This is a genomic window from Myxococcus sp. CA051A (genome assembly GCF_013336705.1).
GTDB lineage: Bacteria > Myxococcota > Myxococcia > Myxococcales > Myxococcaceae > Myxococcus > Myxococcus llanfairpwllgwyngyllgogerychwyrndrobwllllantysiliogogogochensis.
On the sequence record NZ_JABUMS010000004.1, the window covers coordinates 167,100 to 190,228 of the forward strand.

The window sequence follows — 23,129 nt, forward strand, 5'->3', positions numbered from 1 at the left end:
CGAAAAAAAGGCCGGCAGCCGCGTCGGTTCGCTGCTTAACTTCGTCCAAATGAACGACGACATGACACGCGAACGGCTCGTCCAGGGTGTGTCGGAGTTGGAGGAGCGGGTGGGCCAGCCGCTGCCTCTCGCGCAGTCGCTGCACCAGGCCCTGCTCGGCGCGGTGTTCCCCCTCACCGCTGAAGAGCTCACCTGGGTGGCCCGGGAGAACGAGGCCCCGCCCACGGTGCTCTCGCTGCTGGGCGTGCTGCCCAGGGGCAGCTTCCCCTCCGTGGACGCGGTGGCCGTGGCCCTCGAGCAGGATGCCGCCCACGCGGAGCAGCTCCCCGAGACGCGCGACTCCACCCTCACATCTCCCCGCTGAATCCTCCCTCCCAGGCGCGCCGGGCGCTCTCCCGGCGTGTCCATGCAAAGCCGCCTGGCACCTCCGTGCCCAGGCAGGGAACCATGCGGTCGTCTGGATTTTCCTGGGGGTCAAACCTGTCTGGTTGCTCTAGAGTTGAGGAGGCATTGCGTCCCGGGGGGACGGTTCCGTCGGCACCCAGAAGAAAGGGAGTCGGAGGAGGCGCTATCCTAGGCGTCACCAGCCTGGCCTCGTCGTGGGATAGCCGGCCAGGAGGAGCGTCATGAACCCGTCTGAGCTACCCGCGGTGCTGTACGTCGACGACGACGCCCTGAACCTGCGGGTCTTCGACGCGAACTTCGGACAACGCTTCCGCATCTTCCGCAGCGCATCGCCAAGCGAGGCGTTGACGCTGCTCGAGCAGCGCAAGGGAGAGATTGGCGTCATCCTCTCCGACCAGCGCATGCCGGGGATGACGGGCGTGGAGCTGCTGGAGCGGGCGCGTTCGATTGCGCCCGACGCCAAGCGCATGCTCGTCACGGCGTATGCGGACATGCAGGCCGTCATCGACGCGGTGAACCGCGGCCAGGTGACGCGCTACTTCGTCAAGCCGTGGGACCGCTCGGAGCTTCAGGCGGCGCTGGACGACGCGCTGAAGATTGCCCGGCTGGAGCTGCGCATCCGCGAGGTGGAAGGGCGGATGATGAAGTCGGAGCGTCTGGCCACGCTGGGCCAGGTGACGGCGGGCATCGCCCACGAGCTGATGGGCCCGGTGGGCTACCTGTCGCAGAACGTGGCGTCGCTGCAGCGCGACCTGACCAGCGGCATCCAGTACGTGTCGAAGCATCTGCCGGCGGACCCGAGTCCTCCTGTCGCGGAGACGGTGGAGGACCTGCCCGCGCTCATCAAGGACCTGGCGGACGGCGCGGAGCATCTGCGGCAGGTGGCGCTCGGGCTGCGCGCGCAGGCGCGTGGCGAGGACATGGAGGGCACGGCGGACGTGGCCGAAGTGGTCTCCTTCGCGGTGAAGCTGGCGCGGGCGGAGGTTCGAGACAGGGCGCGGCTGACGAGCAACGGCGAGCCGGTGCGGGTCGTCTTCGGTCCGGTGAAGTTGTGCCAGGTGTTGCTCAACCTCGTGGTCAACGCGGCGCAGGCCATGGGTGGCACGGGACGTCAGGGGCGCATCGAGGTGCGCTGGTCCGTACGCCCCGAGGACGTGGTCCTCACGGTGGCGGACAACGGCTGCGGCATCCCCATGGACCTGCAGGAGCGCGTCTTCCAGCCGCTGTTCACCACGAAGCCGGTGGGCATCGGCACGGGCCTGGGCCTGTCCATCTGCCGGGAGCTGGTGACGCAGGCGGGTGGCAACCTGCGGCTGTCGTCCACGCCGGGCGAGGGCACGGACATCGAAATCACCCTCCGGCGAGCCCCGCTCCCCTGAGGCCGAAGGCGTTGCTGAGCACGCGCCACATCCGGTGGAGTGACTCGCCTTCCGAGCGGCGCACGTCCTCCACCAGCACCGCGCGCTGGGGCTGCGCCCCTTCTCGGGCGTACTCCACGACGAGCGCGTAGCGGGGCCCGGGACGCTCGACGAGGTGCACCGCGCGCACGGCGTCGAAGGGCACCAGCTCCGAGCGGGTGGCGCCGGGGGTCCAGGCCAGCCGCTCCAGGCGCAGCGTCTCCGAGCGGAAGTGCAGCACGAATCGGCGGCGTCCCAGCCGGGCCTCGAATCGCAGGGCCACTCCGACGAGGGCCGCGGCGACGAGGGCCAGCGTCCCGGCTGTGATGGGGAAGGCGCCCTTCTCGAGGCCCACCATGACGGCGGCGCCCAGCGCGCAGCCCACGGCGACACCCACACACAGTCCCGGCAGCATTCTCCGCTCCCAGCGCGGAGGGAGGGATTCGCCCAGCAGCCGCCCCCCGTCGTAACGCAGGCGCACGTCCCCCAGCAGCGGGGGCACCCGGTTCTCCAGCAACGCGTCCTCGAAGCTCGCCACGGACGGCAGCATAGCGGCCCTCGCATGCGAGCCTCGAAGTCCGCGTGAAGCTGTGCGAATCTCCCAAGTCATGGATCTCCCGTTCGAGACCGGTGAGGGCGGCGGTGGGGAGGGGGGAACGCTCGCCTCGACGGTGTTGGTGGTGGACGACGAGCCCGTCGTGCTCGACATCTGCGCGCGGCTATTGGAGCGCGAGTCGGACCTGGTGGTGTTGGTGGCGGCGAGCGCGGAGGATGCGCTGCCCATTCTTCGCGAGCAGCGCGTCGACGTGCTGGTGACGGACAAGAACCTGCCCGGCATGGGTGGGGTGGAGCTCGTCGCGGAGGCGCGCAACCTCCAGCCCACGATGGAGGCGCTGATGATTACGGCCTACGCGAGCAGCGAGTCCGTCATCGCCGCGTTCGCCGCGGGGGCGAGTGACTACATCCTCAAGCCTTTCGACGACTTGCGCGTGCTGCGCGCCAAGGTGCGGGCGGCGCTGGAGCGGCGGACGTCCGGGACGCAGGTGCGGGAGCAGGCGCGGGAGCAGGCCCGGGAAGCGGCCGCGCTGCTAGCGGCAGGGCAGGACGCACCGGAGCCGGCGCACGTGGCGCTGGAGGTGGAGCTGCGGGCCTACGAGGAGTCCTCTCGCACGGTGCTGGAGGGGAAGGTGGCGGTGGTGGGCAGCGAGGATGCGCTCCGCGCGCTGAGGGAGGCGGGCTTCGAGGTGCGAGAGGTGGCGCCGTACGCGCCTGAGCTGGAGACGGTGGACGTCGTCGTTGTCGAGACGGGCGATCCGCAGTGGCGCACGCTGGCGGAGCGCCTCCAGCGACGGCCTCCGGACGTGCTGCTGCTGGCCAGTCCGCAGGCGGACCTGGGGGACCTGCTGGAGGCCATCACCCTGCGCATGGACCTGGTGGGATTTGGCAGCACGCAGGGCGCGAGCGCGCTTCCGGAGAAGGTGCGGATGCTGCTCCTGCGCCGGGGCGTGCAGCGGGCACAGGACCGGCTCGCCGCCGCGCTCTCCGTGTTCCGCCGGAGCATCCCCACGCCGTCGGCTTGAGACAGCTCAATGGGGAGGGGGCCGCCCGCCGTGGCGGTCCTCGGAGCAATGCGCCACCAGCGCGTGCTCCGGAAAAACAAAACGCCGCCTTCTTTTCAGAAGGCGGCGTCGGAGTGACCCTGCCGGGATTCGAACCCGAGTTTGAGCCGTGAGAGGGCTCCGTCCTAACCGCTAGACGACAGGGCCGACATTTCGCTGCAACCACCGTGTTTCTGCTGCTGCTTCCTACATTCTCGTTTTGCTCTCGTCAACCTTCTGATTTCGAGCTTCCTGAGGTGCTGCGGACTGCGGTGCTGCGAGCTGGGGAACTAGGATTCGAACCTAGATAAGCAGAGTCAGAGTCTGCTGTCCTGCCGTTAGACGATTCCCCAATCACTGCGGCTGCCTCTACTACCAACACCGCCCAGCGACTGCAACAACTTCGGTGGGCGGCTGCTGCTGCGACTTCTACTTCTTCTTCCCCGACTTCGTCTCCGGCTTTTTCACCGGCTTGACCGCCTGCTGGGTCGGGACGATGTAGATGCGAACTTCCTCGTTCGCCTCGTAAATATTCAGCCCCGCGAAGTTCTTCCCCGAGGGGTTGGTGATGTGGACCGCTTTCACGCCCGGCTGGTTGACGATCTGCCGTCGTGGATAGCTGCTCGTCGAGTAGACCGAGCGGTAGTAGTCCAGCGTCGCCTCGAAGTCCTTCGGCACCCTGTAACGGTTCTCCCCCACCTTCTGAGCACCGTCCGGAAGCTGCGCGCCGCTGACCACGTCGGCACTCGCCCCCGCCACCCAGAGCGCACACAGCGCCGCACCGAGCGGGCGCGCCTTATAGAAATGCCGTTTCATGGTGTCAAGTGCACGCATCATGGGTGGTGAAGATAGGTGCCGAAGCGGCGGACGTCCACCGCTTCGTCGGGCGGTACGTCACCCGCCCCGCGTGAGCGCGGCGTCGATGCGACGCAGGGCCTCGTCCCGCCCCGCGAGCAGCAGCGTCTCTCCGATGCCCGGGCTCGTGGTGTTGCCGGTGATGGCGACCCGCACCGGCTGCGCCACCTTGCCCATGCCCACGCTGGAGGACTCGCTGACGGCCTTCACCACGCCGTCCAGCGACTCCACCGTCCACTCGGACAGCGCGGCGACGCCGTCGCGCACCTTGCGCAGCAGCACGAGCGAATCACCGACGAGGTGCTTGGCCGCGGCCTTCTCGTCGAGCGTGACGCCCGTGCCGAAGTAGAGCGCCGCCGTGGTGGCCATCTCCTCCAGCGTGCGAGCGCGCTCCTTGAGCGCATGCACCAGCGGAACCAGCCGCGAGTCGCCCTTCGCCTGGAAGCCCTTGGCCTCGAGGAAGGGCACCAGTCGCTCGGCGACGGTGGCCTCCGGCAGGAGCTTCATCCACTGCTGGTTGAGCCACAGCAGCTTCTCCGGGTTCCACACGCCGGACGTCGTGCCGACATCAGAGAAGTCGAACCACTCCTCCATCTGCTCGCGGGTGATGACCTCGTCGTTGCCGTGGCTCCAACCCAGGCGGATGACGAAGTTGCTCAGCGCCTCCGGCATGATGCCGGTGCGCTTGTGCAGCATCACATCCGCCTCCGGGTGCTTGCGCTTGGAGAGCTTCTCGCGGTCCGGCCCGAGGATGAGCGGCAGGTGCGCGAACTCAGGCGGCTGCCAGCCCAGTGCCTGGTAGAGCATCAGCTGCGGGAAGGTGGAGTTGACGTGCTCCTGCCCGCGCGCCACCAGGGTGATCTCCATCAGGTGGTCATCGATGACGCAGCCGAAGTTGTAGAGCGGGATGCCGTCCGCGCGCAGCATGACCCAGTCGTCCAGGTCCGAGTACGGCTTGGTGATGACACCCAGCGCCTTGTCGTCGAACGACACGGTGCCCTCGGTGGAGGGCATCTTGAAGCGGATGACGGCCTCCTCCTCGCGACGGCCCGCCGGAGGACCCTTCAAGTCGCGGCACGTACCCGGGTACTTGTAGAAGCCGCCGGACTTCTCCATCGACTCGCGCTGGGCCTCCAGGTCCTGCTTCGTGCAGTAGCAGCGGTAGGCCTTGCCCTCGGAGAGCAGCCGCTGGGAGTGCTCGCGATAGGTGTCCAGGCGCTGCGTCTGGAAGTAGGGCGCGTGCGGGCCCTCCTTGCCGGGGCCCTCGGTCCAGTCGATGCCCAGCCACACCAACCCGTCGAGGATGGCCTGCACCGACTCGGCGGTGGAACGCACGCGGTCGGTGTCCTCCATGCGAACGATGAACGTGCCGCCGAACCTCCGGGCCTGGAGGTAGTTCATCAGCGCCGTACGGGCACCGCCAATGTGGAGGTAGCCGGTGGGCGAGGGGGCGAAGCGGACGCGTGGGGCAGTGGGCATACGGGCGCGCGGATTAGCAGGGAGGCGGTAGGGGGTCAACGCGGATGGGCACGCTGAGGTATGGTGCGCGCCGAGGAGAGAAAGCGTATGTCGATTCGTCAGCTATTTCGCATGGGGATGGTGACGGTGGCGCTGTTGGGCGCCCTGCCCGCGGCCGCCACCACGCAGCTCCGGGTGGACCTGTCGCAGCTCTCCCGGGACTCGGACGCCGTCATTCACGGGGTCGTGCGTCGAGTGGAGAGCCGATGGAGCGGTGATGGTCGGCGCATCGTCACCGACGTCGAAGTCGAGGTGAAGGAGCCGCTCAAGGGACAGCCTGGGGGCACGGTGCTCGTGACGCAGCCCGGCGGTCAGGTGGGCGATATCGGACAGGTGGTGCACGGGCTCGCGTCTTTCAAAACGGGCGAGGAGGTCGTCATCTTCCTGCGCAAGCGCGGCACGCAGGCCTTCCGTCTCTCCGGTCAGGCCCAGGGCAAGTACCAGGTGGTGCGCGAGGAGGCGGGCAAGCCCGCGATGGCCGTCCCGGAGCCCTCGGAGGCGCTCCTGCTGGACCCCGTCACGCGTCAGCCGAGCACGGTGGTGGAGAAGCCGAGGACCCTCGCGGAGCTCAAGGCGGCCATCCGCGCCGCGCTGACGGAGCCGGCGCCGTGACGCCCGCGGCAACCCTGCTCGCGGTCCTCGTGCTGGGACAGGTCGACCCCTATGTCCGCAGTCGGGTGACCCCGGGCGATGACGCCACCCAGTGTCTGTACTGGACGCAGCCGAGCATCACCTGGAACCAGAGCAGCTTCGGCAATCCGGACACGACGAGCGACACGGAGTTCGAGGCCATCCGCGTCGCCTTCCAGAGCTGGGAGGACATCTTCGCCGCCTGCGGCAACCTGACGCTGCGGCAGGGCCCCGTCATCGACGAGCGCAAGGCGGGCTATCTGCGCGGACAGCAGAACCAGAACGTGGTGCTCTTCCGCACGAAGGTCTGTAGCGCGCTGGTGGCGGCCACGGACGCGTGTTGGAAGGCGGAGACGTGCGGCAATCAATACGACTGCTGGGATGACGACGAGAGCACCCTCGCCATCACCCTGACGACGTACGACAAGCGCTCGGGCATCATCTACGACTCGGATATCTCCTTCAACGCGAGCCAGTACGTCTTCACCACGGCGAACGGGCCCACCTGCTTTCCTCCCGTGACGACGAACTGTGTCTCCACCGACGTGCAGAACACCGCCACGCACGAGATTGGTCACTTCGTCGGCCTGGACCACACGCGCCTCGCGAGCTCCACGATGTACCCGAGCGCTCAGGCCGGAGAAGTGTCCAAGCGGACCATCGACTCCGGCTCCCGCGACTTCGTCTGCTCCGTCTACGCCAAGGGCGGCGCCAGTCAGGCGTGTCTGCATCCAGTGATGAACGACGAGCTGGGACCCAAGGGTGGGGGCTGCTCCGCGACAGGCGCTTCGTCGCTCGGCCCCGCGCTGATGGCCTGGGTGCTGTGGCGGCGACGTCGTGCGCGGGAGGGCCGCTCATGAGGACGCGGTGGCTGCTGGGCCTTGTGCTCCTCGCCTCCTCGCCCGCCCTGGCGCAGGAGGAGTTCCCCTATCGTCGCACCGTCGTTCCGGGCAGGCCCTTGTGTCTGCTGTGGCCGGTGCGCGAGTACATCTACCACCTGGACGCGGACGGCAGCGCGCGCACGCCGGGGGACACCGAGGTCGCCGCCATCGAGGCGTCCTTCGAGTCCTGGCGACAGGTGTCGAAGACGTGCAGCGACTACGCCTTCAAGCGCGGTGACGACTGGAGCCTTCCCGTGGTCGTGGGCTACGACCAGGAGCGGCCCTTCGCCAACTACAACATCGTCACGTTCCGCGAGACGTCGTGTGATGACGTCGTCGCGGCGGACGACCCGTGCTGGGACGCGGAGACGTGCGGAAACCAGTACACGTGCTGGGAGCACGGCGATGGCACCATCGGCCTCACCACCTCCACGTTCAGCTTCACCGACGGCCGTGTGCTCGACTCGGACATCGAGCTGAACGCGTCCCAGCCCGGAGGCAGCACGGGCTTCCTCTTCACCACGGTGGACTCGCCGCCGTGCCTGGGCGTCCCGGCCACGAACTGCGTGGCCACGGACCTGCAGAACACCATGACGCATGAGATTGGCCACGTCGTGGGGCTGGACCACGTGCCCATCTCCGGGGCCACCATGGAGCCCACCGCGCCGCCGGGCGAGACGCGCAAGCGCATCATCGACGCGGGCTCCGCCGCCGGCTTCTGCTCCATCTATCCCCGGGGCCTTCCACCCAATCAGTGCCTCATGCGCGCGGAGGCGGGCATCGTGCTCCTGGCGGACGGGCGGGGCACCGGTTGCGCCGCCGCTCCTGACGCGGGTGTCATGGGGGCCTGGCTGGCTGCCCTGGCCTTCTTGCGCGGGAGGCGGCGGACGGGCGGACGTCGGGATGGCACTGCGTCCACACGCGAGCGGACTTAGAACGAAGAACGTGGCTGTCGCTTTCTTCGACCTCGACAAGACGTTGATTGCCGCCAACTCCGGCTCGCTGTGGGTCCGCCGCGAGCTGGAGCTGGGGCACATCACCCGGTGGCAGGCCTTGCGCGCGAGCCTGTGGATTGCCCGCTACCACCTGGGCTTCGTATCCATGCGGGACGCGGTGGAGCGCGCGGTCGCTCTGCTCGCGGGCTCGCGGGCCCGTCCCATCCAGCAGCGCACCGCGGACTTCTACGAGCAGACGGTGCGGTCGCTCTATCGCCCGGGTGCGCTCGTCGCAGTGGAGGAGCACCGCCGCGCCGGTGAAAGGCTGGCGCTCTTGACGTCCTCGTCGGGCTACCTGTCGGAGTGGGTGGCGCGCGAGCTGCGGCTGGACGCGGTGCTCTGCAACCGCTTCGAGGTGGATGCCGAAGGTCTGCACACGGGCCGTCCGCTGGGGCCCATCTGCTTCGGCGAAGGCAAGCTCACGTACGCGGAGGGCTACGCTCGCGAAGTGGGCGTGCCGCTGGCCGCGTGTGCCTTCTACACGGACTCGTACTCGGACTTGTCCGTGCTGGAGGTGGTGGGGCGGCCGGTGGCCGTGCATCCCGACCACCGGCTGAAGCGCGAGGCCCGGAAGCGAGGCTGGCCGGTGGTGAGCTGGGGTGTTCCGTCCGGAGGGGGCGCCATGTCCTTGCCGCCCGCGCCTCCGGTGGTGCCTTCCACCGGGCCCTGAGCGCGCGACGCCCAAGGCCCGGCGAGTCGCGCGGACCTCAGCGGCGCGGCGCGACCAACCGCATGCTGAAGGTGTAGTCCACGTTCACCGGATGGCCCTGGTACATGATGGGCTTGTAGGTGCGGGACTGGAGCGAATCCAGCACCGGCTTCTCCATGTACGTGACGGACTTGATGACGCGGCACTTCTCCACGCGGCCCTTGGTGGTGATGGTGCAGCGGACAATCATCACGCCCTCGGCCTTCGCCGCCATCGCCTCGCGCGTGTAGACGAGGTCCTTGCTCTGGTCGACCATCTCCGGGCGGGACATGTCCTCGTTGTAGGGCAGCACGTCGCCGCGCGCGGAGGCGAGCGCCGCGGTGGGCAGCACCGGCACCGCCAGCCCACCCGACACGCCCTTGGCCTGCGTCGCCGCCGCCGCACCCACGCCGCCCGCGGTCTGCGGAGCCGCCGGCTCGGCGGCAATCGCCTGGGTGGGCGACAGCAGCACCGGCGCGGACATTCCACCCGGCGTCGCCACGGGCTCGGCCACTTCGACTTCGTCCGTGGCGGCGGAGACGGACGCCACCTCCACGCCACCGCCCCGACCCGCGCCACCCCGGCGCTTCTGGAGCTTCTGCGACAGCACCACGTCACCGGAGCCGCCCGTGACGACGGTCTCCATCTGGTAGCCCTCCATCGCGAAGGTGAGCTCCACGGTGATGGAGCCGTCCTGTCCCGCCGGCAGCTCCAGGGTGAAGGGCGTCGTGCCGCGCTCCTTGCCCCGGTAGAAGACGCGCGCGCCGCTGGGCTGGCTCATCAGCTTGAAGCGGACCTTGTGCGCGCCGGCGGGAATGGGCGCCTCCTGCGCGGGCGCCGTGGGCGGAGCCTGCACGGGGGCCTGCGCCACCGCCTCCGGCTTCGTCTCCGGCGGCTTGACGGGGTCCTTGTTGCTCATGAAGAAGACGGCGCCCACGGCGACGAGTCCCGCCACCGCCAGTCCGCCCAGTCCGCCGATGGCCAGCGTGCGCTGACGGGCGCGCTGGACGGCCACCGGCACCTCCACGCTGATGTCCACCGCGAGCGTGTCACCAGAGTCCGTCCCCGAGCTGCCGGCGCTGGAGAACAGCGGGGAGGGGTAGGGGCCCGTCGTCGTCGCGCCACCGGGGCGCTTGAAGATGCCGCTGTTGCCGCCCGCGGACATGCTCGCCTCGCGCAGGCCCTCCAGCAGCTCGTCCATCGTCTGGAAGCGACGCGCCGGGTCCTTCTCCAGGCAGCGGCGCACCACCGCCTCGATTTCCGGCGGCACCGCGATGTCCGGGCGCAGCTGCTGGAAGGTGGGCGGGGCTTCCTTGTAATGAGCGAAGATGAGCTCGATGTGGTCCCGCGCGATGAACGGCGGGCGCCCCATCAGCATCTGGAAGAGGACGATGCCCAGCGAGTACACGTCGCTGCGCGCGTCCGTCGCGTTGCGCGCCTGCTCCGGCGCCATGTACTGCGGCGAGCCGAGGAACGTGCCGTTCTGGGTGATCTCCGGGGCGATCTGCCCTTCCTGCGGCTCGGCCACCGACTTCACGAGCCCGAAGTCCAGGACCTTGACCAGGTCCTGATCCTGCTCGTTGAGCAGCATGATGTTCGCGGGCTTCAGGTCCCGGTGGATGATGCCCAGGCTGTGCGCCTCGCGCAGCGAGCGGCAGATCTGCTGGGTGATGGCGATGGCGCGCGACCACGACAGCGGCCCCACCTGCCCGAGCACCTGGGCCAGCGTGCGGCCGTCCAGGTACTCCATGGCGATGTAGAAGATGCCATCGTCCGTCTGCCCGTAGTCGATGACGGTGACGGTGTTGGGATGGCGCAGCTTCGAGGTGAGGGAGGCCTCGCGCAGGAAGCGCTTCTGGAAGCCGGGGTCCCGGGTGCTGGAGTAGCTGGGGTTGAGGACCTTGAGCGCGACGACTCGCTCCAGGGGGGCCTGGAGGGCTCGGTAGACCTTTCCCATGCCGCCGATGCCCAGGGGATCCAGGATGCTGAATCGACCGTTCAGGGTCCGGCCGATGAGCGGATCCGCGCCCGTCGCGGCGGGCGTCTCGGGGTTCGGCGAGTCGCCCTTGATCATTCGTACCCCCTGACTACAAGCAACATGGATTCTCCAGGAGTGTGCCGGGTACGCATCAAACCATATCTCCACTTCCGGACGCACTCCCGGCCTCGCGGATCCACGACGTACCAAGGCGGCTGACAGCACACACCTGGGCCGTCGGGTGTGGGACGGTCCATTTCACCCCGCATTGAACTCCTTCACGGCCCGGACTACCGTGAGTCCACCCGCGCGCCAGGGCTGAAGCGGGCGGGGACGCCCCCCATGGCAGACACCCCCAACTCCCCCGTCGTGGATGCACAGCTTCGCCGCGCCTCCGTTCAGGAGCGTCTTGGCGCGCTGGAGGTCGAGCAGGCGCGACTGCGCCAGGAGCTGGTCTCCCTGTCGGGAGAGCTGCGACTGCCGGGCCTCTATCTCACCCTGGACGCGGCGGGCACCAGCGCGCTGCTGGTGGCGGACGCGGTCCAGGAGGTGGTCCGTCTGGTGGAGCTGGAGCCGCTGCCGGGAGCCCCCCCTCATGTCGCGGGGACCTTCATCTACAGAGGAAGCCCCGCTGTCGCCGTGGACCTGGCCGTGCTGCTGGGCGTGACGCGCGAGCCGGCGCTGGATGCGCACCTGGTCATCTGCAAGGGCGCTCGGCCGGTCGCCGTGCTGGTGGACAGGGTCCGCGACCTTGTCGAGGCGCCGGTGCTCGTGGAGGGCACTCCGGATGGTGACGTGGCCCTGCCGTGGGATGGCACCGGGTTGATGGCGGGCCTGTGCCGGACGCCCGAGGGGATTCGCCCGCTGCTGCGCATCTCCGCGGTGCTGGTGGGGTCGGAGGAGACGTGAGCGAGGCCGTCCTCGACGACGCGACGCTCGTGAAGGTCGAGGAGGTCCTCCGGGCCGCCTGCGGCCTGACGCTCGCGCACAGCCTGCGACGCTCATTGGAGACGGCGCTGGCGCGCTCCGCGGAGTCTCGCGGCCTGGAGCCCGAGTCCTTCCTGCGCGGCCTCTTGCGGCGGGACGCGCAGGCGGTGGAGACCTTCATCGAGTACGCCGTCATCGGCGAGACGTACTTCTTCCGTCACCCGGAGCACCTTCGCTCGCTCGCGCGGCTGGCGCTTCCCCAGGCCGGCCCGTTCTTCCAGGTGTGGAGCGCGGGCTGCGCCAGCGGCGAGGAGCCCTACAGCATCGCCATGGCGTTGCTCGCGGCGGGCGTGCCGGAGGGGCAGTTCCGCGTGCTGGCCACGGACGTGTCGGGCCGGGCGTTGGAGCGCGCGCGGGACGGGCTGTATGGCCCCTGGTCCCTGCGCCACATCGAGCCGGAATTGGAGCGGCGCTTCCTGGAGCCTCGGGGCGAACAGCTCTCCGTCGTGGCCCAGGTGCGGCGTATGGTGGAGTTCCGCCGCCACAACCTGGCCACGGAGCCGCCACCCCTGAGCGCACCGAGCGCCATCTTCTGCCGCAATGTCCTCATCTACTTCCCACCGGAGCTGGTGCGGCGGGTGCTGGAGCACTTCGTCTCCGTGCTCGCGCCGGGGGGGCTGCTCTTCGTCTCGCCCGCCGAGGTGCCCCTCACCAACGGGCTGGGCCTGGAGGCGGTGGACGCAGAGGGCAGCGTGGCGCTGAGGGTGCCTCCTCCCGGATGGACGCGTCCCGCGCCGCCGACTCCGCGCGCTGTTCGCGACGCCGCCACCGCGCTGCGTGCCGCGGCGCGCGCGCTGCCGCCTCGTCCTCCGCCCCCCGTGGAGCCTTCGCCGAAGCCCGTCGTCGTGGCCCCGACGGCAGCGCCCCCTGTCTCCGCCCTCAAGGACCCGATGGCGCGCGCGGTGGACGCGGCGCGGGCCGGACAGTTCGAGGAGGCGGAGGCGCTGGCGCGCGAGGCCGCGAAGGCGCTGGTGCCGGAGGCGTACCTGCTGCTGGCGATGGTGGCGGAGGGGCGCGGAGAGCTGAACGGGGCGGTGGAGGCGGTGCGCAAGGCGCTGTATCTGGACCCGAGGTTGGCGCTCGGTCACGCGACGCTGGTGGCGCTCTATGGGCGCATGGACCGGCCCGCGGACGCGGAGCGCGCACGACAGAATGCGCTGCGCGCGCTCGAGGGGCTGGACGACGAGCAGCCGTTGCGCGGAGTGGAAACGATGACCGCCGGAGGCCTGCGACAGGCCCTGGCTCCAAGAACGCAGTCCGGCTGGCAGGGTGTGCGCTGATGGCGCGCGTCCTTCACCGGTGGGAGGCAACGTGGACGACAAAGAGACGAAGCTGACGCTGCCGGGACGGCTCGCGGTGGGACGCCTCAGCCTGCGTTTCAAGATTGTCGCCGTGACGGGCGTGACGGGCGTGCTGGTGGCCGGCATCCTCATCCTCGCCTTCTGGGTGCAGATGAGCGGCGCGCAGCGGGAGGACCTGGCGCGGCGCTCGCGCTCGGTGAGCTCGGAGCTGTCCAGGACGCTGGCGCCCATGCTGGTGGCCAACCAGGACGCAAGCCGCATCCAGGCCACGGCGCACGGCGTCCTGCGCCACGTGCCCGACGTGGCCTACGTGCTGGTGCGCGATGCGAAGGGCGAGCTGTTGGCGGAGGTCGCCGCGGAGCGCTTCGCGGGCGCGGACCAGGCGTCCGCCGAGGGCGAGGACGCGGTGGAGCGCAGGCTCGTCATCCACGGCGAGTCGGTGCTGGAGTCCACCGTGCCCGTGCTCGCGCCGCAAGGGGGCTCCAACCGCCGCGTGGGCACCGTGCAGGTGGCGCTCCACGAGGAGGCGCTCACCAACGCGCTGAAGGGCACCACCCGCTTCACCCTGGTGCTCGGACTCTTCATCCTGTCCGCGTGCCTGCTGGCGTCGTGGTTCATGTCGGGGCTGCTCGTCGTCCCGCTGGAGCGGCTGGCGCGCGCGGCGTCGGGTATCGCGGGTGGCAACCTGCGCCAGCAGTTCGACACGGTGGCCTCGGATGAGATTGGCGAGGTGTCGCGCAGCTTCGCGGCCATGTCCGAGGGCCTGGCGCACCTGCTGGAGGACCTGCGCGGCGCGGCGGCGGAGATGGAGAAGGAAGCCGTCGGGGTGCTGACCACGTCCACGCAGCAGTCGGCCATGGCGCACCAGCAGGCGTCCGCCATCAGCGAGACGAGCACCACCGTGGCCGAAATCGCCCAGACGTCCAAGCAGGCGACCGCCTACGCGGACTCCGTCATCTCCCAGACGCAGAAGTCGGAGGTGCTCAGCACCGAGGGCCAGAAGGTCGTCTCGGAGAGCGTGGCCGGCATGGAGAAGCTGGGCGAGCAGGTGAAGGCCATCGCCCTGTCCATTACCGACCTGAGTGAGCGCACCCTTCAGATTGGCGACATCATCAGCACGGTGAAGGACGTCGCTGAACAGTCCAACCTGCTGGCGCTCAACGCCTCCATCGAGGCGGCCAAGGCGGGTGAACACGGGCGCGGCTTCGCGGTGGTGGCCACCGAGATGCGCACCCTGGCGGAGCAGTCCCGACTGGCCGCGGAGCAGGTGCGCGGACTGCTCAACGAAGTGCAGAAGGGAACGCGCGCGGCCGTCAGCGCGACGGAAGAAGGGAGCCGACGGGCACAGGCCGCGATGGAGCTGGCGCGCGGCGCGGGCTCGGCCATCCTCGGACTGTCCGAAGTCATTCGCGAGTCGTCCGGAGCGGCCCGACAGATCGCCGGCAATACCCGGCAGCAGACGATTGGCGTCGAGCAAATCGCCGCGGCGATGGGCGAGCTGACGTCCGCCATGGGAGACTCCGTCATAGGGACGCGACGCATCGAACAGGTGGCTGGAAACCTGACCAATCTCTCGAAGCGCTTCTCGGACCTGGTGGGTAGGTACCAGCTATGAACGCGAACGTGGCGACGTCACGACAGGCCTTGAAGGTCCTCATCGTCGAGGACACAAGGACCATCACCAACTTGCTCCAGGTCTACCTGATGGGATGGGGATTGGAGTTCTTCGACGCGCCCAACGGCGTGGAGGGTTTGAGCAAGGCAAGAGACCTCAAGCCCGATCTCATCATCTCCGACGTGCAGATGCCGCTGATGGACGGGTTCGCCCTGTGCGCGGCCGTCCGCGCGGACACCCAGTTGCACAACATCCCCTTCATGATGCTCACCTCCCTGAAGGACGACGCGAGTCGCCAGAAGGGCAAGCTGGTGGGTGCCAACGCGTTCCTCAACAAGCCGGTGTCGGTGGATGACCTGCGCTCGAAGGTGAGTGACATGTTGAAGCTGCCCGCGAAGACCCGGTGATGCCCGCATGCCGAGTGACGAGGTCAAGGTGAACGACTCCTTGGGCCCCCAGCCCCAGCTCGACGTTTCCCACGCGCCCGGGGTGAGCGCGGACAAGCGCCGCGAGGTGCTCGGCGCCCGCGCGCGTGCCCTGGCCGAATCTCGTCACGAGGAGCACCACGAGGTGCTGTCGGTGCTCGCCTTCCAGGTGGGAGGCGAGCGCTACGCGGTGCGCATCGAGCACGTGGACCATGTGCTGGAAGCGCGTGGCATCTCCCCGTTGCCCGGCGCGCCGCCGCATGTGCTGGGCGCGCTGGCCAGCCGCTCGCGGGTGGTGCCGGTGTTGGACCTCCGCCAGTTGCTCGGGCTGGAGGGTGGCGGCATGTCGGACCTGGGAAAAATCGTGGTGGTGGAGGTCGGTGAGGAGACGTTCGGCCTGGCGGCGGAGTTGGTGGAGGGCCGCAAGGAGTTGCCGAAGTCCGAGCTCTCGGAGCCCCCGCCAGGACCCTTCCTGTACCTGACTCCGGACCGGCTGACGGTGCTGGAGTTGGAGCAGCTCGGAGGCCCGGCCGCCCAGGCGCGGGAATAGAGGCGCGACATGGACCCGCAGCTCTTGCGCAGCATCTGGCCGGTGTTCTCCGCGGAGACGCGTGAGCAGATCCAAGCCATTGGAGCGAAGGTGCTCGGGTTGGAGGGCCCGGCTCGCGAGCGCGAGGCGGACCTGTTGCCCTCGCTCAAGCGACTGGTGCACAGCCTCAAGGGCTCGGCGGCGAGCCTGGGGCTGGACGACATCGAGCAGGTGGTGCACGCCATCGAAGACGGGCTGACCCACATCGAGCCGGATACGGGCCTGCCTCGCGCCGCCGTGGAGTCCATGCTGCGCGGCCTGTCCGGCATCGAAGCGGCCATGGCCCGGGGTGACGCCGGCCAGTCTCCCGAGGTGGAAGGCCTGAGCGCGCTCCTGAAGCTGCTGGGGCGCGACGTCTCCATTCCCCAGTCGACGACGGTGGCCTCGGGCCTGTCCGCCCAGGGGATGGAGGCGCTGGACTTCCTCGAGGCCTCGCTCGGCGCGCTCTGCTCTCCGGACGTCCCGGACAGGGCGGCCGTCGTGCGCAAGGCGATGGAGCGGGCGCGCACGCTGCGAGGCGCGGCGCAGGAGTCCGGCGCCACGCGACTGGCGACGCTGGCCGAGTCCGCCGCGCTGGGCTTCGCGCGCATGGAGCCCGGAGGTGACGCGGCGAGCCTGGCCGCTTCCGACGTGGCCGGTACGCTGGTGGAGCTGCGGGCCCAACTGGAAGAGGGTGGGGCGCAGGGTAACATGGCGCGCACGGTGGATGCGCTGCGTGCCGTGCCCGCGCCGACTCCCGCTGACTCGGGCACCCCAGGCGCGCAGGCGCCCGCGCCGCAGCCGGAGGTGCGAGGCACCACGGCCGACCACACGGTGCGCGTGGCGGTGAAGACGCTCGAGTCGCTGGCGCTCCAGGTGGAGCTGCTCGTGGCGGGGCGCGCGCAGCAGGCGCGGCGCTCGGAAGGCTATCGCGCCCTGTCGGATGGGACGCACGAGGTGCTGCGACACCTGGAGCGCGCGTCGTCGCAGCTCACGCTGGCGGGTGGCGGGCCGGCGCTGGAGTCGCTGCGCTCCGGCGTGGCGCTGATGCGGACGATGCAGAAGCGCTTGCTGGAGGTGTCGCGCGAGGCGCACCGCGACGGCGAGCAGCTGGCGCTGGTGGCGCAGGTGGCGCGCGATGACCTGCGTGATTTGCGCATGGTGCCCGCGTCCCAGCTCCTGGAGCCGCTGCGCCGCACCGTGCGCGAGGTGGCCACGCGGCTGGGCAAGGACGTGGCGCTGGAGCTCACTGGCGGCGATGTGCGGTTGGACCGGCGCATCCTCGATGCGCTCAAGGACCCGCTGCTGCACCTGGTGCGCAACGCCATCGACCACGGGCTGGAGTCTCCGGCGGAGCGGCGCGCCGCGGGCAAGCTGGAGACGGGCCGCCTGACGGTGCGAGTGGAGCCTCGGGGCGCGCGCATTGGCGTGGTGGTGGAGGATGATGGCTACGGCCTGTCACCGGAGCGCGTGCGCGCCACGGCCGTGCGGCGGGGGCTGCTGTCGGAAGAAGAGGCAGCCCGGCTCTCCGACGCGCAGGCCGCGCGGCTGGTGTTCCAGCCGGGCTTCTCCACGCGAGAGCAGGTGACGGCGACCTCGGGACGCGGCGTGGGGCTGGACGTGGTGCAGGCCATGGCGGCGCGGCTCCAGGGCTCCGTCGACGTGGAGTTCTGGGCCGGTCGGGGCACGCGCTTCACGGTGGACCTGCCGCTGACGCTGGCCTCCGCGCTGGGGCTCCTGGTTCGCACGGGCACGACGGTGTCCGCCATTCCTTCCGACAGCGTGGAGCGCGTGCTGCGCCTGAAGCCCGAGGACGTGGGCACGGTGGCGGGGCGCGTGGTGGCCCGCGTGGACGGCTCGCAGCTGACCTTCCTGCCGCTGGCGGAGGCCATTGGCCTGCCCCGGCTTCCCCTGGCCATCGAGTCGGGGAACGTGCAGACGGCGGCGCTGATCGTCGTCGGCGGCGACAAGGTGCTGTACGCCATCGACGAGGTGGTGGGGCAGCAGGAAATCGTCGTGCGCTCCCTGGGCAAACATCTCCAAACCGTGCGGCACCTCGCCGGCGCGGCGGTGCTGGATGACGGTCGCGTGGTGCCGGTGCTCAACGCGCCGGAGCTCGTTCGCGTGGCCCGGCCGGAGACGCGCTCGATGGCGGCGGAGGTGCGGCGTCCGCGCATCCTCGTGTGCGACGACGCGCTCACCACGCGCTTCGCCATGAAGTCGCTGCTCGAGATTGCCGGCTTCCCGGTGGTGACGGCGGCGGACGGTGAAGAAGCGTGGGGCATCCTGGAGCGCACGCCGTGTCAGCTCGTCGTGAGTGACTGGCAGATGCCGCGACTGGATGGCGTGGGGCTCGCCCGACGCATCAAGTCCCACCCGACGCTGCACTCCACACCCGTCATCCTCGTCACCTCGCTCGACAGTCCGGAGGACCGCGCCGCGGGGCTCGAGGCGGGCGCGGACGGCTACCTCGTCAAGCGCGAGGTGGAGCGCGGCAAGCTGCTCGAACTCGTGCGGCAGCTCCTGCCGACCCGCTGAAGTCGCTCAGGAACTAGAGGCTCCCGGAGGTCCCAGCTCCGCCGGGAGCTGGAGGACCCAAGGGTGTACGCCCGGGGCAGGGGAGCGCACGCTGCCGCCGAGTCGCCGCGTGAGTTCTCCCAGCAACATGAACGGGCGCTCACCTGGCTCGCGTCCTCCTTCTGTCGATGCGGCCAGTCGCCAGCAGCGCATGGGTTCGAGCAACTCCAGTTGAAGTGTCACGGACGTGGCATGCGTCGACGCGAGCCCGCGCACCAGGGCTCGCACCCAGGCCTCCAACTGCGCCGGGCTTGCCTTCACCATCACCGCCCGGTCCGGCACCGCCAGCGCGACACTCCACCGGGACGCCCGCTTCGTATCGGGGCCGAACGCCGAGTGGAGCAGTGGACACAGGTCCGTGGCGCTGCCTCGTCCCAGCCGGAAGTCGATGAGGGCCCGCTGGTCCTGGGCCGAGCGCATCATCCGGTCCAGATAGCGCTGCATCGTCGCGCTCAAGGGTCCGGCGGTGCCCTTCATCATCATGTCCAGGTAGCCCTTGATGACCATCAACGGGGTTCGCAGGTCATGTGCCGCGAGCGAGCGGCGCTGCTCCCAACTGGCCGCGTTGCGTTCCTGTTCGCGTCGTGAGGCCAACAGGCGCGCGTGGCGGGCTTCGGCGGCGGACTCGCGGGCATGCGCGGCGAGCAGGGCGCTCGCGAAGGCGGACAGCCGTTCGAGCACCCGCTCGTCCGAGCGTCCTGTTCGCTCGGGCCACACCTTCAGGAGCCGTCCGCCTCCCGACGATGGACCGGCGACGCCCGTGCCCGCCCTGGCCACGCAGGTGCGCCCATCATAGAGGGCCGCGCCGGAGGCCTCCGTCAGCCGGAGCGTCTCGCGCAGCAGCAACTCCATCCCCGCATGGGAGCCACAGCGCAGCGCGCGCTCGGCCACCGCCGCGAGCGCCTGCTCCACCCCTGCGTCGAGCGTGAGGTCCACGCTCCGCCCACTCCAAGCACCGGCTTGCACGCGCAGAGGTATGGGCACGCCTCGGTCAGGGCGCAACACTGCCCACGGAGGGCAAAGAAAGGGACGCCTACCGGCAATCCTTTACCCACGTGCGCCGATGGGCTCCCGACTTTTTACTGTCCCGCGGGGCAGGGTGATCGCCCAAACCCGCTCAACTCCTCGCATGCACCCCTTGGCCGGACCCTTGCTAACGGCCACTGCGACGGGCTGCGGAAGGGACGAATGGGGACTCTCGACTACTACGCGGCAATCGCGAGACTCGCTCCGGGGGCCCTGGCCCTCAGTGCGATGCGGCGAGTGCAAGGCGTGGCACGGCAGGCGCGATATCGAAGGCGCGAGCGCACCGATGAGGTGTTGCTGCTTCAAGCCTTCGGCGCGGCCCGTGCGGAGGAGCTGGCGGAAAGAGCCCTCGGCAATCGAGCCTCCCGTGTCTGGTGTGAGCTGTCCCAGCGTGACTCCGTGCTGGAGGCGCTCGCGGCCATTCCCGGAGCGCGTGAGCGTGCCAGGGCCCGCGCCCAGGCCGCGCTCCGTCAGGAATGGGACGTCTTTGGAACGCGCGTCGCCTTTGGGGAGGGACGCCCGGTGGACTGGTCGCTGGACGCGCTCAGTGGCCACCGATATCCCCTGGCCCCCGTGGATCGGATGCCGCTCCACTCGAAGGGGAATGACCCGAAGTACCCCTGGGTGATGGGGCGGCTCGACAGCGCCGTCGCGCTGGCCCAGGGCTACTGGGTGGAGACGTCACCGGACGAGCGCGCCAGGCTGTCCTCCGCCTTCGCCATGCAGGTGCTCGACTTCCTGCAGGCCAATCCCGTGGGGCAGGGCGTCCACTGGACGTGCGCCATGGAGGTGGCGCTGCGCGCGGCCAATCTCGCGCAGGCGCTGGTCATGTTCTCCGATGCCGCCGTGGTGCGCCGTCCGGAGTTCCTGGTGCCGGTGCTGGGCTCGCTCGCGGACCATCTGTCCTGGGTGGAGGCGCATCTCGAGGACCGGGGCGCGGTGCCCAACAACCACCTGGTCTCCAACTACGTCGGCCTGCTCGTGGTGGGGCTGCTCTTCCCCCAACTGCCGGACACGTCGCGCCAGGTGTCGGTGGCGGTGTCGGGCCTGTGCGAGCAGATGTCCGCGCAGGTGCATGTCGAGGGCACGTCCTTCGAGGGCTCCATTCCCTACCACCGGCTGTCGGTGGAGCTGTTCACCCTGGCGCTGCTGGTGGCGCGGGGCTCGGGCGTGGCGCTGGGCACGGCCTATGAGACGCGCCTGCGCAGGATGTTCCATGTCGTGCGCGCGTGGTGCTCGGAGACGGGGCTGGCGCCGCAGTTGGGTGACAACGACTCCGGTCGCGTCTTCCCCCTGCGGGAGCGGGGCGACCTGGAGCAGGGCTATCTGGTGGGCCTGGGCGCGGCCCTCTTCGGAGACGCGGGCCTGGGAGGCGGCGAGCCGCCGGACGAGGCGGCGTGGCTCCTGGGCCAGGCGGGCATGGAGCGTCACCGTCGGCTGTCGCCCGCGGCGCCTTCTCTGTCCGTGAGCTTTCCCGAGGGAGGCTTCCACGTGCTGCGGGGCGCGGGAGCCGTCGTCACGGTGAGCGCGGGCAAGCAGGGGCAGCGCGGAGTGGGCGGGCACAGCCACAACGACAAGCTGTCCTTCGAGTTGCACCTGGGCGGCCGTCCTCTCATCGTCGACCCTGGCACGGGCTCGTACACGAGAGAGCCGGCGATGCGGAACGCGTTTCGTGGCACGGCCGCGCACAACACCGTGCAGGTGGATGGGGCGGAGCAGGCCCCGTTGGACCCCGCGCGGTTGTTCGCGCTGCCCGAGGGTGCGAAGGCGCGCGTGGTGGCCTTCCTTCCTGGCTCGAGCGTGGACAGATTGCGTGTCCGTCATGATGGGTACCGCATGCTCCCCGCGCCGGTGGGCATCGAGCGCACGTTCCGGTTGAACCGGCACGAGCGCGCGTTGGCGGGGTGCGACAGCTTCATCGGCACCGGGCAGCACGAAGTCATTGGACGCTTTCATCTCCCCGACGAGCAGGCGCGGCGCGTGACGCCGGATGCGCAGGTGCTCGCCCGGGCGCAGCGCGCGGCGGAGGAACCGCTGGAGTTCGAGCCCCTCGCGGTGGAGCTGGGCCCCGCGGGCGCGCCGCTCGCATGGATTCTGCTGGAGCGCGGACTGGAGTCTGGACTGGTGGCGTCTGGGTATTCACCCGGCTACGGGCGGGTGGTGCCGGCGATGACGGTGGAGTTCCGGAGGCAGGTGAAGCCTCCGACGGGTTTGAGGTGGTTGGTTGTCTTCAGGTGAGTTTCGGGTCGGGGCGTGACCGTCTTGACGGCACGTCGCATCAGGAGAGGTGAGGACGATGAGGGTGATGGTCGGCAGCCCGCTGTTGGAGCGTATTCGTCGGCGGGAGGCGAAGGTCGGTGTGGTGGGGTTGGGGTACGTCGGTCTTCCTTTGGGTATGGCGTTCGCGGAGGCGGGCTTCCCGGTGTTGGGGCTCGACGTCGACAAGCGCAAACTCGACAAGATTGAGAAGGGCGAGAGCTACATCAAGCACATCCCCAGCGGGCCGCTGGCGGAGCTCACGAAGTCCGGCAAGCTGAAGGCGACGAACGACTTCGCGAAGGCGAAGGACCTGGACTGCGTCATCATCTGCGTGCCCACGCCGTTGACGGCTTCGCGTGAGCCGGACATGAGCTACATCATCCAGACGGGTGAGTCGCTCGCGCCGCACGTGCGCCGGGGACAGCTCTTCATCCTGGAGTCCACGACGTACCCGGGCACCACCGAGGAGGTGCTCAAGCCCCTGCTCGAGAAGAACGGCCTCAAGGCGGGCGTGGACTTCCACCTGGCCTTCAGCCCCGAGCGCGAGGACCCGGGCAACAAGAACTTCAACACGAAGACGATTCCGAAGATTGTCGGTGGCTACACCCCGGAGTGCTCCGAGGTGGCGGCCGCGCTGTACGGCAGCGCGCTGAAGGAAGTGGTGCCGGTGTCCTCCACCCGCGTGGCGGAGCTCGCCAAGCTGCTGGAGAACATCTACCGCTGCGTGAACATCGCCATGGTCAACGAGATGAAGATGCTCTGCGACCGGATGAACGTGGACGTGTGGGAGGTCATCCAGGCCGCCAGCACCAAGCCCTTCGGCTTCCAGCCGTTCTACCCGGGCCCGGGGCTCGGTGGGCACTGCATCCCCATCGACCCGTTCTACCTGACGTGGAAGGCGCGCGAGTACGAGTTCCACACCAAGTTCATCGAGCTGGCCGGCGAGGTGAACTGGCAGATGCCGTACTACGTGGTGCAGCGCACCATGGAAGCGCTCAACAAGAGCCGCAAGACGCTCAACGGCGCGCGCGTGCTCTGCCTGGGCGCCGCGTACAAGAAGGACATCGACGACATGCGCGAGAGTCCTTCCCTGCGCATCATGACGCTCCTGGCGGAGAAGGGCGCGGACATCAGCTACCATGACCCGTACGTGCCCGAGCTGCACAAGGGCCACGGCTTCAACATGGAGATGAAGTCCGTCCCGTTGGTGCCGGAGAAGCTGGGCGACTACGACGTCGTCATCATCCTCACGGACCACTCCAACATCGACTACGCGGCGGTGGTGGCGAATTCGTCGTGTGTGATTGACACCCGCAACGCGACCAAGGGCGTGTCCCTGGGCCGCGAGAAGGTGACCAAGGCGTAAGCAGGGGCCCGGAAGCCGACCCTCCGGGCAGGGGTCCACGACTCCAGGTGTCGGGAGGGG

General features: G+C 69.5%; 20 protein-coding genes and 2 tRNA genes. 15 read left to right on the plus strand and 7 right to left on the minus strand.

Annotated features, from left to right (window positions below):
* Positions 1 to 61 precede the first annotated feature (61 nt).
* The gene (locus HUA74_RS14210; protein ID WP_141644734.1) at positions 62 to 364 is read left to right on the plus strand and encodes a DUF2795 domain-containing protein; all 303 of its coding nucleotides are present in this window, start codon (positions 62 to 64) and stop codon (positions 362 to 364) included.
* Positions 365 to 626: 262 nt separating this feature from the next.
* The gene (locus HUA74_RS14215; protein ID WP_174454972.1) at positions 627 to 1,784 is read left to right on the plus strand and encodes a sensor histidine kinase; all 1,158 of its coding nucleotides are present in this window, start codon (positions 627 to 629) and stop codon (positions 1,782 to 1,784) included.
* Here the strand turns inward: HUA74_RS14215 and HUA74_RS14220 are convergent.
* Positions 1,756 to 2,352 (minus strand): hypothetical protein, encoded by a 597-nt coding sequence (locus tag HUA74_RS14220; RefSeq protein WP_174454973.1) that lies wholly within the window; start codon positions 2,350 to 2,352, stop codon positions 1,756 to 1,758. The two genes, HUA74_RS14215 and HUA74_RS14220, sit on opposite strands and share 29 nt — an antisense overlap.
* Before the next feature lie 58 nt (positions 2,353 to 2,410).
* Between HUA74_RS14220 and HUA74_RS14225 the strand changes: the two genes are divergently transcribed.
* On the plus strand, positions 2,411 to 3,382 hold the full coding sequence (locus tag HUA74_RS14225) for a response regulator transcription factor (protein ID WP_174454974.1): 972 nt from the start codon (positions 2,411 to 2,413) through the stop codon (positions 3,380 to 3,382).
* A gap of 114 nt (positions 3,383 to 3,496) precedes the next feature.
* Here the strand turns inward: HUA74_RS14225 and HUA74_RS14230 are convergent.
* The 4 genes from HUA74_RS14230 to gltX all read right to left on the minus strand — a co-directional run bounded on the left by HUA74_RS14230 (position 3,497) and on the right by gltX (position 5,734).
* Positions 3,497 to 3,568: transfer RNA gene (locus HUA74_RS14230), tRNA-Glu, on the minus strand.
* Positions 3,569 to 3,682: 114 nt separating this feature from the next.
* Positions 3,683 to 3,753 (minus strand) — tRNA-Gln (locus tag HUA74_RS14235).
* Positions 3,754 to 3,829: 76 nt separating this feature from the next.
* A complete protein-coding gene (locus HUA74_RS14240) occupies positions 3,830 to 4,216 on the minus strand; it encodes a hypothetical protein (protein ID WP_254614359.1) in 387 nt (128 codons plus the stop codon).
* A 78-nt stretch (positions 4,217 to 4,294) separates the two neighbouring features.
* A complete protein-coding gene (gene gltX, locus HUA74_RS14245) occupies positions 4,295 to 5,734 on the minus strand; it encodes a glutamate--tRNA ligase (RefSeq protein WP_174454976.1) in 1,440 nt (479 codons plus the stop codon).
* Between the two features lie 87 nt (positions 5,735 to 5,821).
* Between gltX and HUA74_RS14250 the strand changes: the two genes are divergently transcribed.
* From HUA74_RS14250 to HUA74_RS14265, 4 genes are read left to right on the plus strand one after another with little or no spacing between them, the layout of a single operon-like run.
* Entirely contained in the window at positions 5,822 to 6,385 is a 564-nt protein-coding gene (locus HUA74_RS14250) for a hypothetical protein (protein WP_141644727.1), read from the plus strand.
* Positions 6,382 to 7,263 (plus strand): myxosortase-dependent metalloprotease, MXAN_2677/MXAN_2678 family, encoded by an 882-nt coding sequence (locus HUA74_RS14255; RefSeq protein ID WP_174454977.1) that lies wholly within the window; start codon positions 6,382 to 6,384, stop codon positions 7,261 to 7,263. The genes HUA74_RS14250 and HUA74_RS14255 overlap by 4 nt, the downstream gene beginning before the upstream one ends.
* Positions 7,260 to 8,219: a myxosortase-dependent metalloprotease, MXAN_2677/MXAN_2678 family gene (locus tag HUA74_RS14260; protein WP_174454978.1), complete on the plus strand. Its 960-nt coding sequence runs from the start codon at positions 7,260 to 7,262 to the stop codon at positions 8,217 to 8,219. Before HUA74_RS14255 ends, HUA74_RS14260 begins: the two co-directional genes overlap by 4 nt.
* A 10-nt stretch (positions 8,220 to 8,229) precedes the next feature.
* On the plus strand, positions 8,230 to 8,949 hold the full coding sequence (locus tag HUA74_RS14265; protein ID WP_174454979.1) for an HAD family hydrolase: 720 nt from the start codon (positions 8,230 to 8,232) through the stop codon (positions 8,947 to 8,949).
* Positions 8,950 to 8,986: 37 nt separating this feature from the next.
* Here the strand turns inward: HUA74_RS14265 and HUA74_RS14270 are convergent, their stop codons facing one another.
* A complete protein-coding gene (locus HUA74_RS14270) occupies positions 8,987 to 11,041 on the minus strand; it encodes a TonB family protein (protein ID WP_141644723.1) in 2,055 nt (684 codons plus the stop codon).
* Between the two features lie 246 nt (positions 11,042 to 11,287).
* Here HUA74_RS14270 and HUA74_RS14275 point away from each other — a divergent pair, with 246 nt between their 5' ends.
* Genes HUA74_RS14275 through HUA74_RS14300 form a run of 6 tightly spaced genes read left to right on the plus strand, consistent with a single transcriptional unit; the run spans position 11,288 to position 18,379 of the window.
* Entirely contained in the window at positions 11,288 to 11,854 is a 567-nt protein-coding gene (locus HUA74_RS14275) for a chemotaxis protein CheW (RefSeq protein ID WP_141644722.1), read from the plus strand.
* Positions 11,851 to 13,212, plus strand: a complete 1,362-nt coding sequence (locus HUA74_RS14280; RefSeq protein ID WP_174454980.1) for a protein-glutamate O-methyltransferase CheR — start codon at positions 11,851 to 11,853, stop codon at positions 13,210 to 13,212. Before HUA74_RS14275 ends, HUA74_RS14280 begins: the two co-directional genes overlap by 4 nt.
* A 31-nt stretch (positions 13,213 to 13,243) precedes the next feature.
* Positions 13,244 to 14,848: a methyl-accepting chemotaxis protein gene (locus tag HUA74_RS14285; RefSeq protein WP_246137365.1), complete on the plus strand. Its 1,605-nt coding sequence runs from the start codon at positions 13,244 to 13,246 to the stop codon at positions 14,846 to 14,848.
* Positions 14,845 to 15,255 carry a PleD family two-component system response regulator gene (locus HUA74_RS14290; RefSeq protein WP_141644719.1) on the plus strand — a complete coding sequence of 137 codons (411 nt, stop codon included), beginning with the start codon at positions 14,845 to 14,847 and terminating at the stop codon, positions 15,253 to 15,255. The genes HUA74_RS14285 and HUA74_RS14290 overlap by 4 nt, the downstream gene beginning before the upstream one ends.
* A gap of 7 nt (positions 15,256 to 15,262) precedes the next feature.
* Complete coding sequence (locus HUA74_RS14295) at positions 15,263 to 15,823, plus strand: chemotaxis protein CheW (protein WP_174454981.1); 561 nt, start codon at positions 15,263 to 15,265, stop codon at positions 15,821 to 15,823.
* Between the two features lie 9 nt (positions 15,824 to 15,832).
* Positions 15,833 to 18,379, plus strand: a complete 2,547-nt coding sequence (locus HUA74_RS14300) for a response regulator (protein WP_174454982.1) — start codon at positions 15,833 to 15,835, stop codon at positions 18,377 to 18,379.
* 6 nt (positions 18,380 to 18,385) lie between these two features.
* Here the strand turns inward: HUA74_RS14300 and HUA74_RS46405 are convergent, their stop codons facing one another.
* On the minus strand, positions 18,386 to 19,354 hold the full coding sequence (locus HUA74_RS46405) for a histidine kinase dimerization/phospho-acceptor domain-containing protein (RefSeq protein WP_174454983.1): 969 nt from the start codon (positions 19,352 to 19,354) through the stop codon (positions 18,386 to 18,388).
* Between the two features lie 252 nt (positions 19,355 to 19,606).
* On the opposite strand from HUA74_RS46405, the gene HUA74_RS14310 reads away from it, so the two are divergent.
* Together HUA74_RS14310 and HUA74_RS14315 are read left to right on the plus strand one after the other, a co-directional pair.
* A complete protein-coding gene (locus HUA74_RS14310; protein ID WP_174454984.1) occupies positions 19,607 to 21,682 on the plus strand; it encodes an alginate lyase family protein in 2,076 nt (691 codons plus the stop codon).
* Positions 21,683 to 21,749: 67 nt separating this feature from the next.
* Positions 21,750 to 23,069 carry a nucleotide sugar dehydrogenase gene (locus tag HUA74_RS14315; RefSeq protein WP_174455257.1) on the plus strand — a complete coding sequence of 440 codons (1,320 nt, stop codon included), beginning with the start codon at positions 21,750 to 21,752 and terminating at the stop codon, positions 23,067 to 23,069.
* The last annotated feature ends 60 nt before the right edge of the window (positions 23,070 to 23,129 follow it).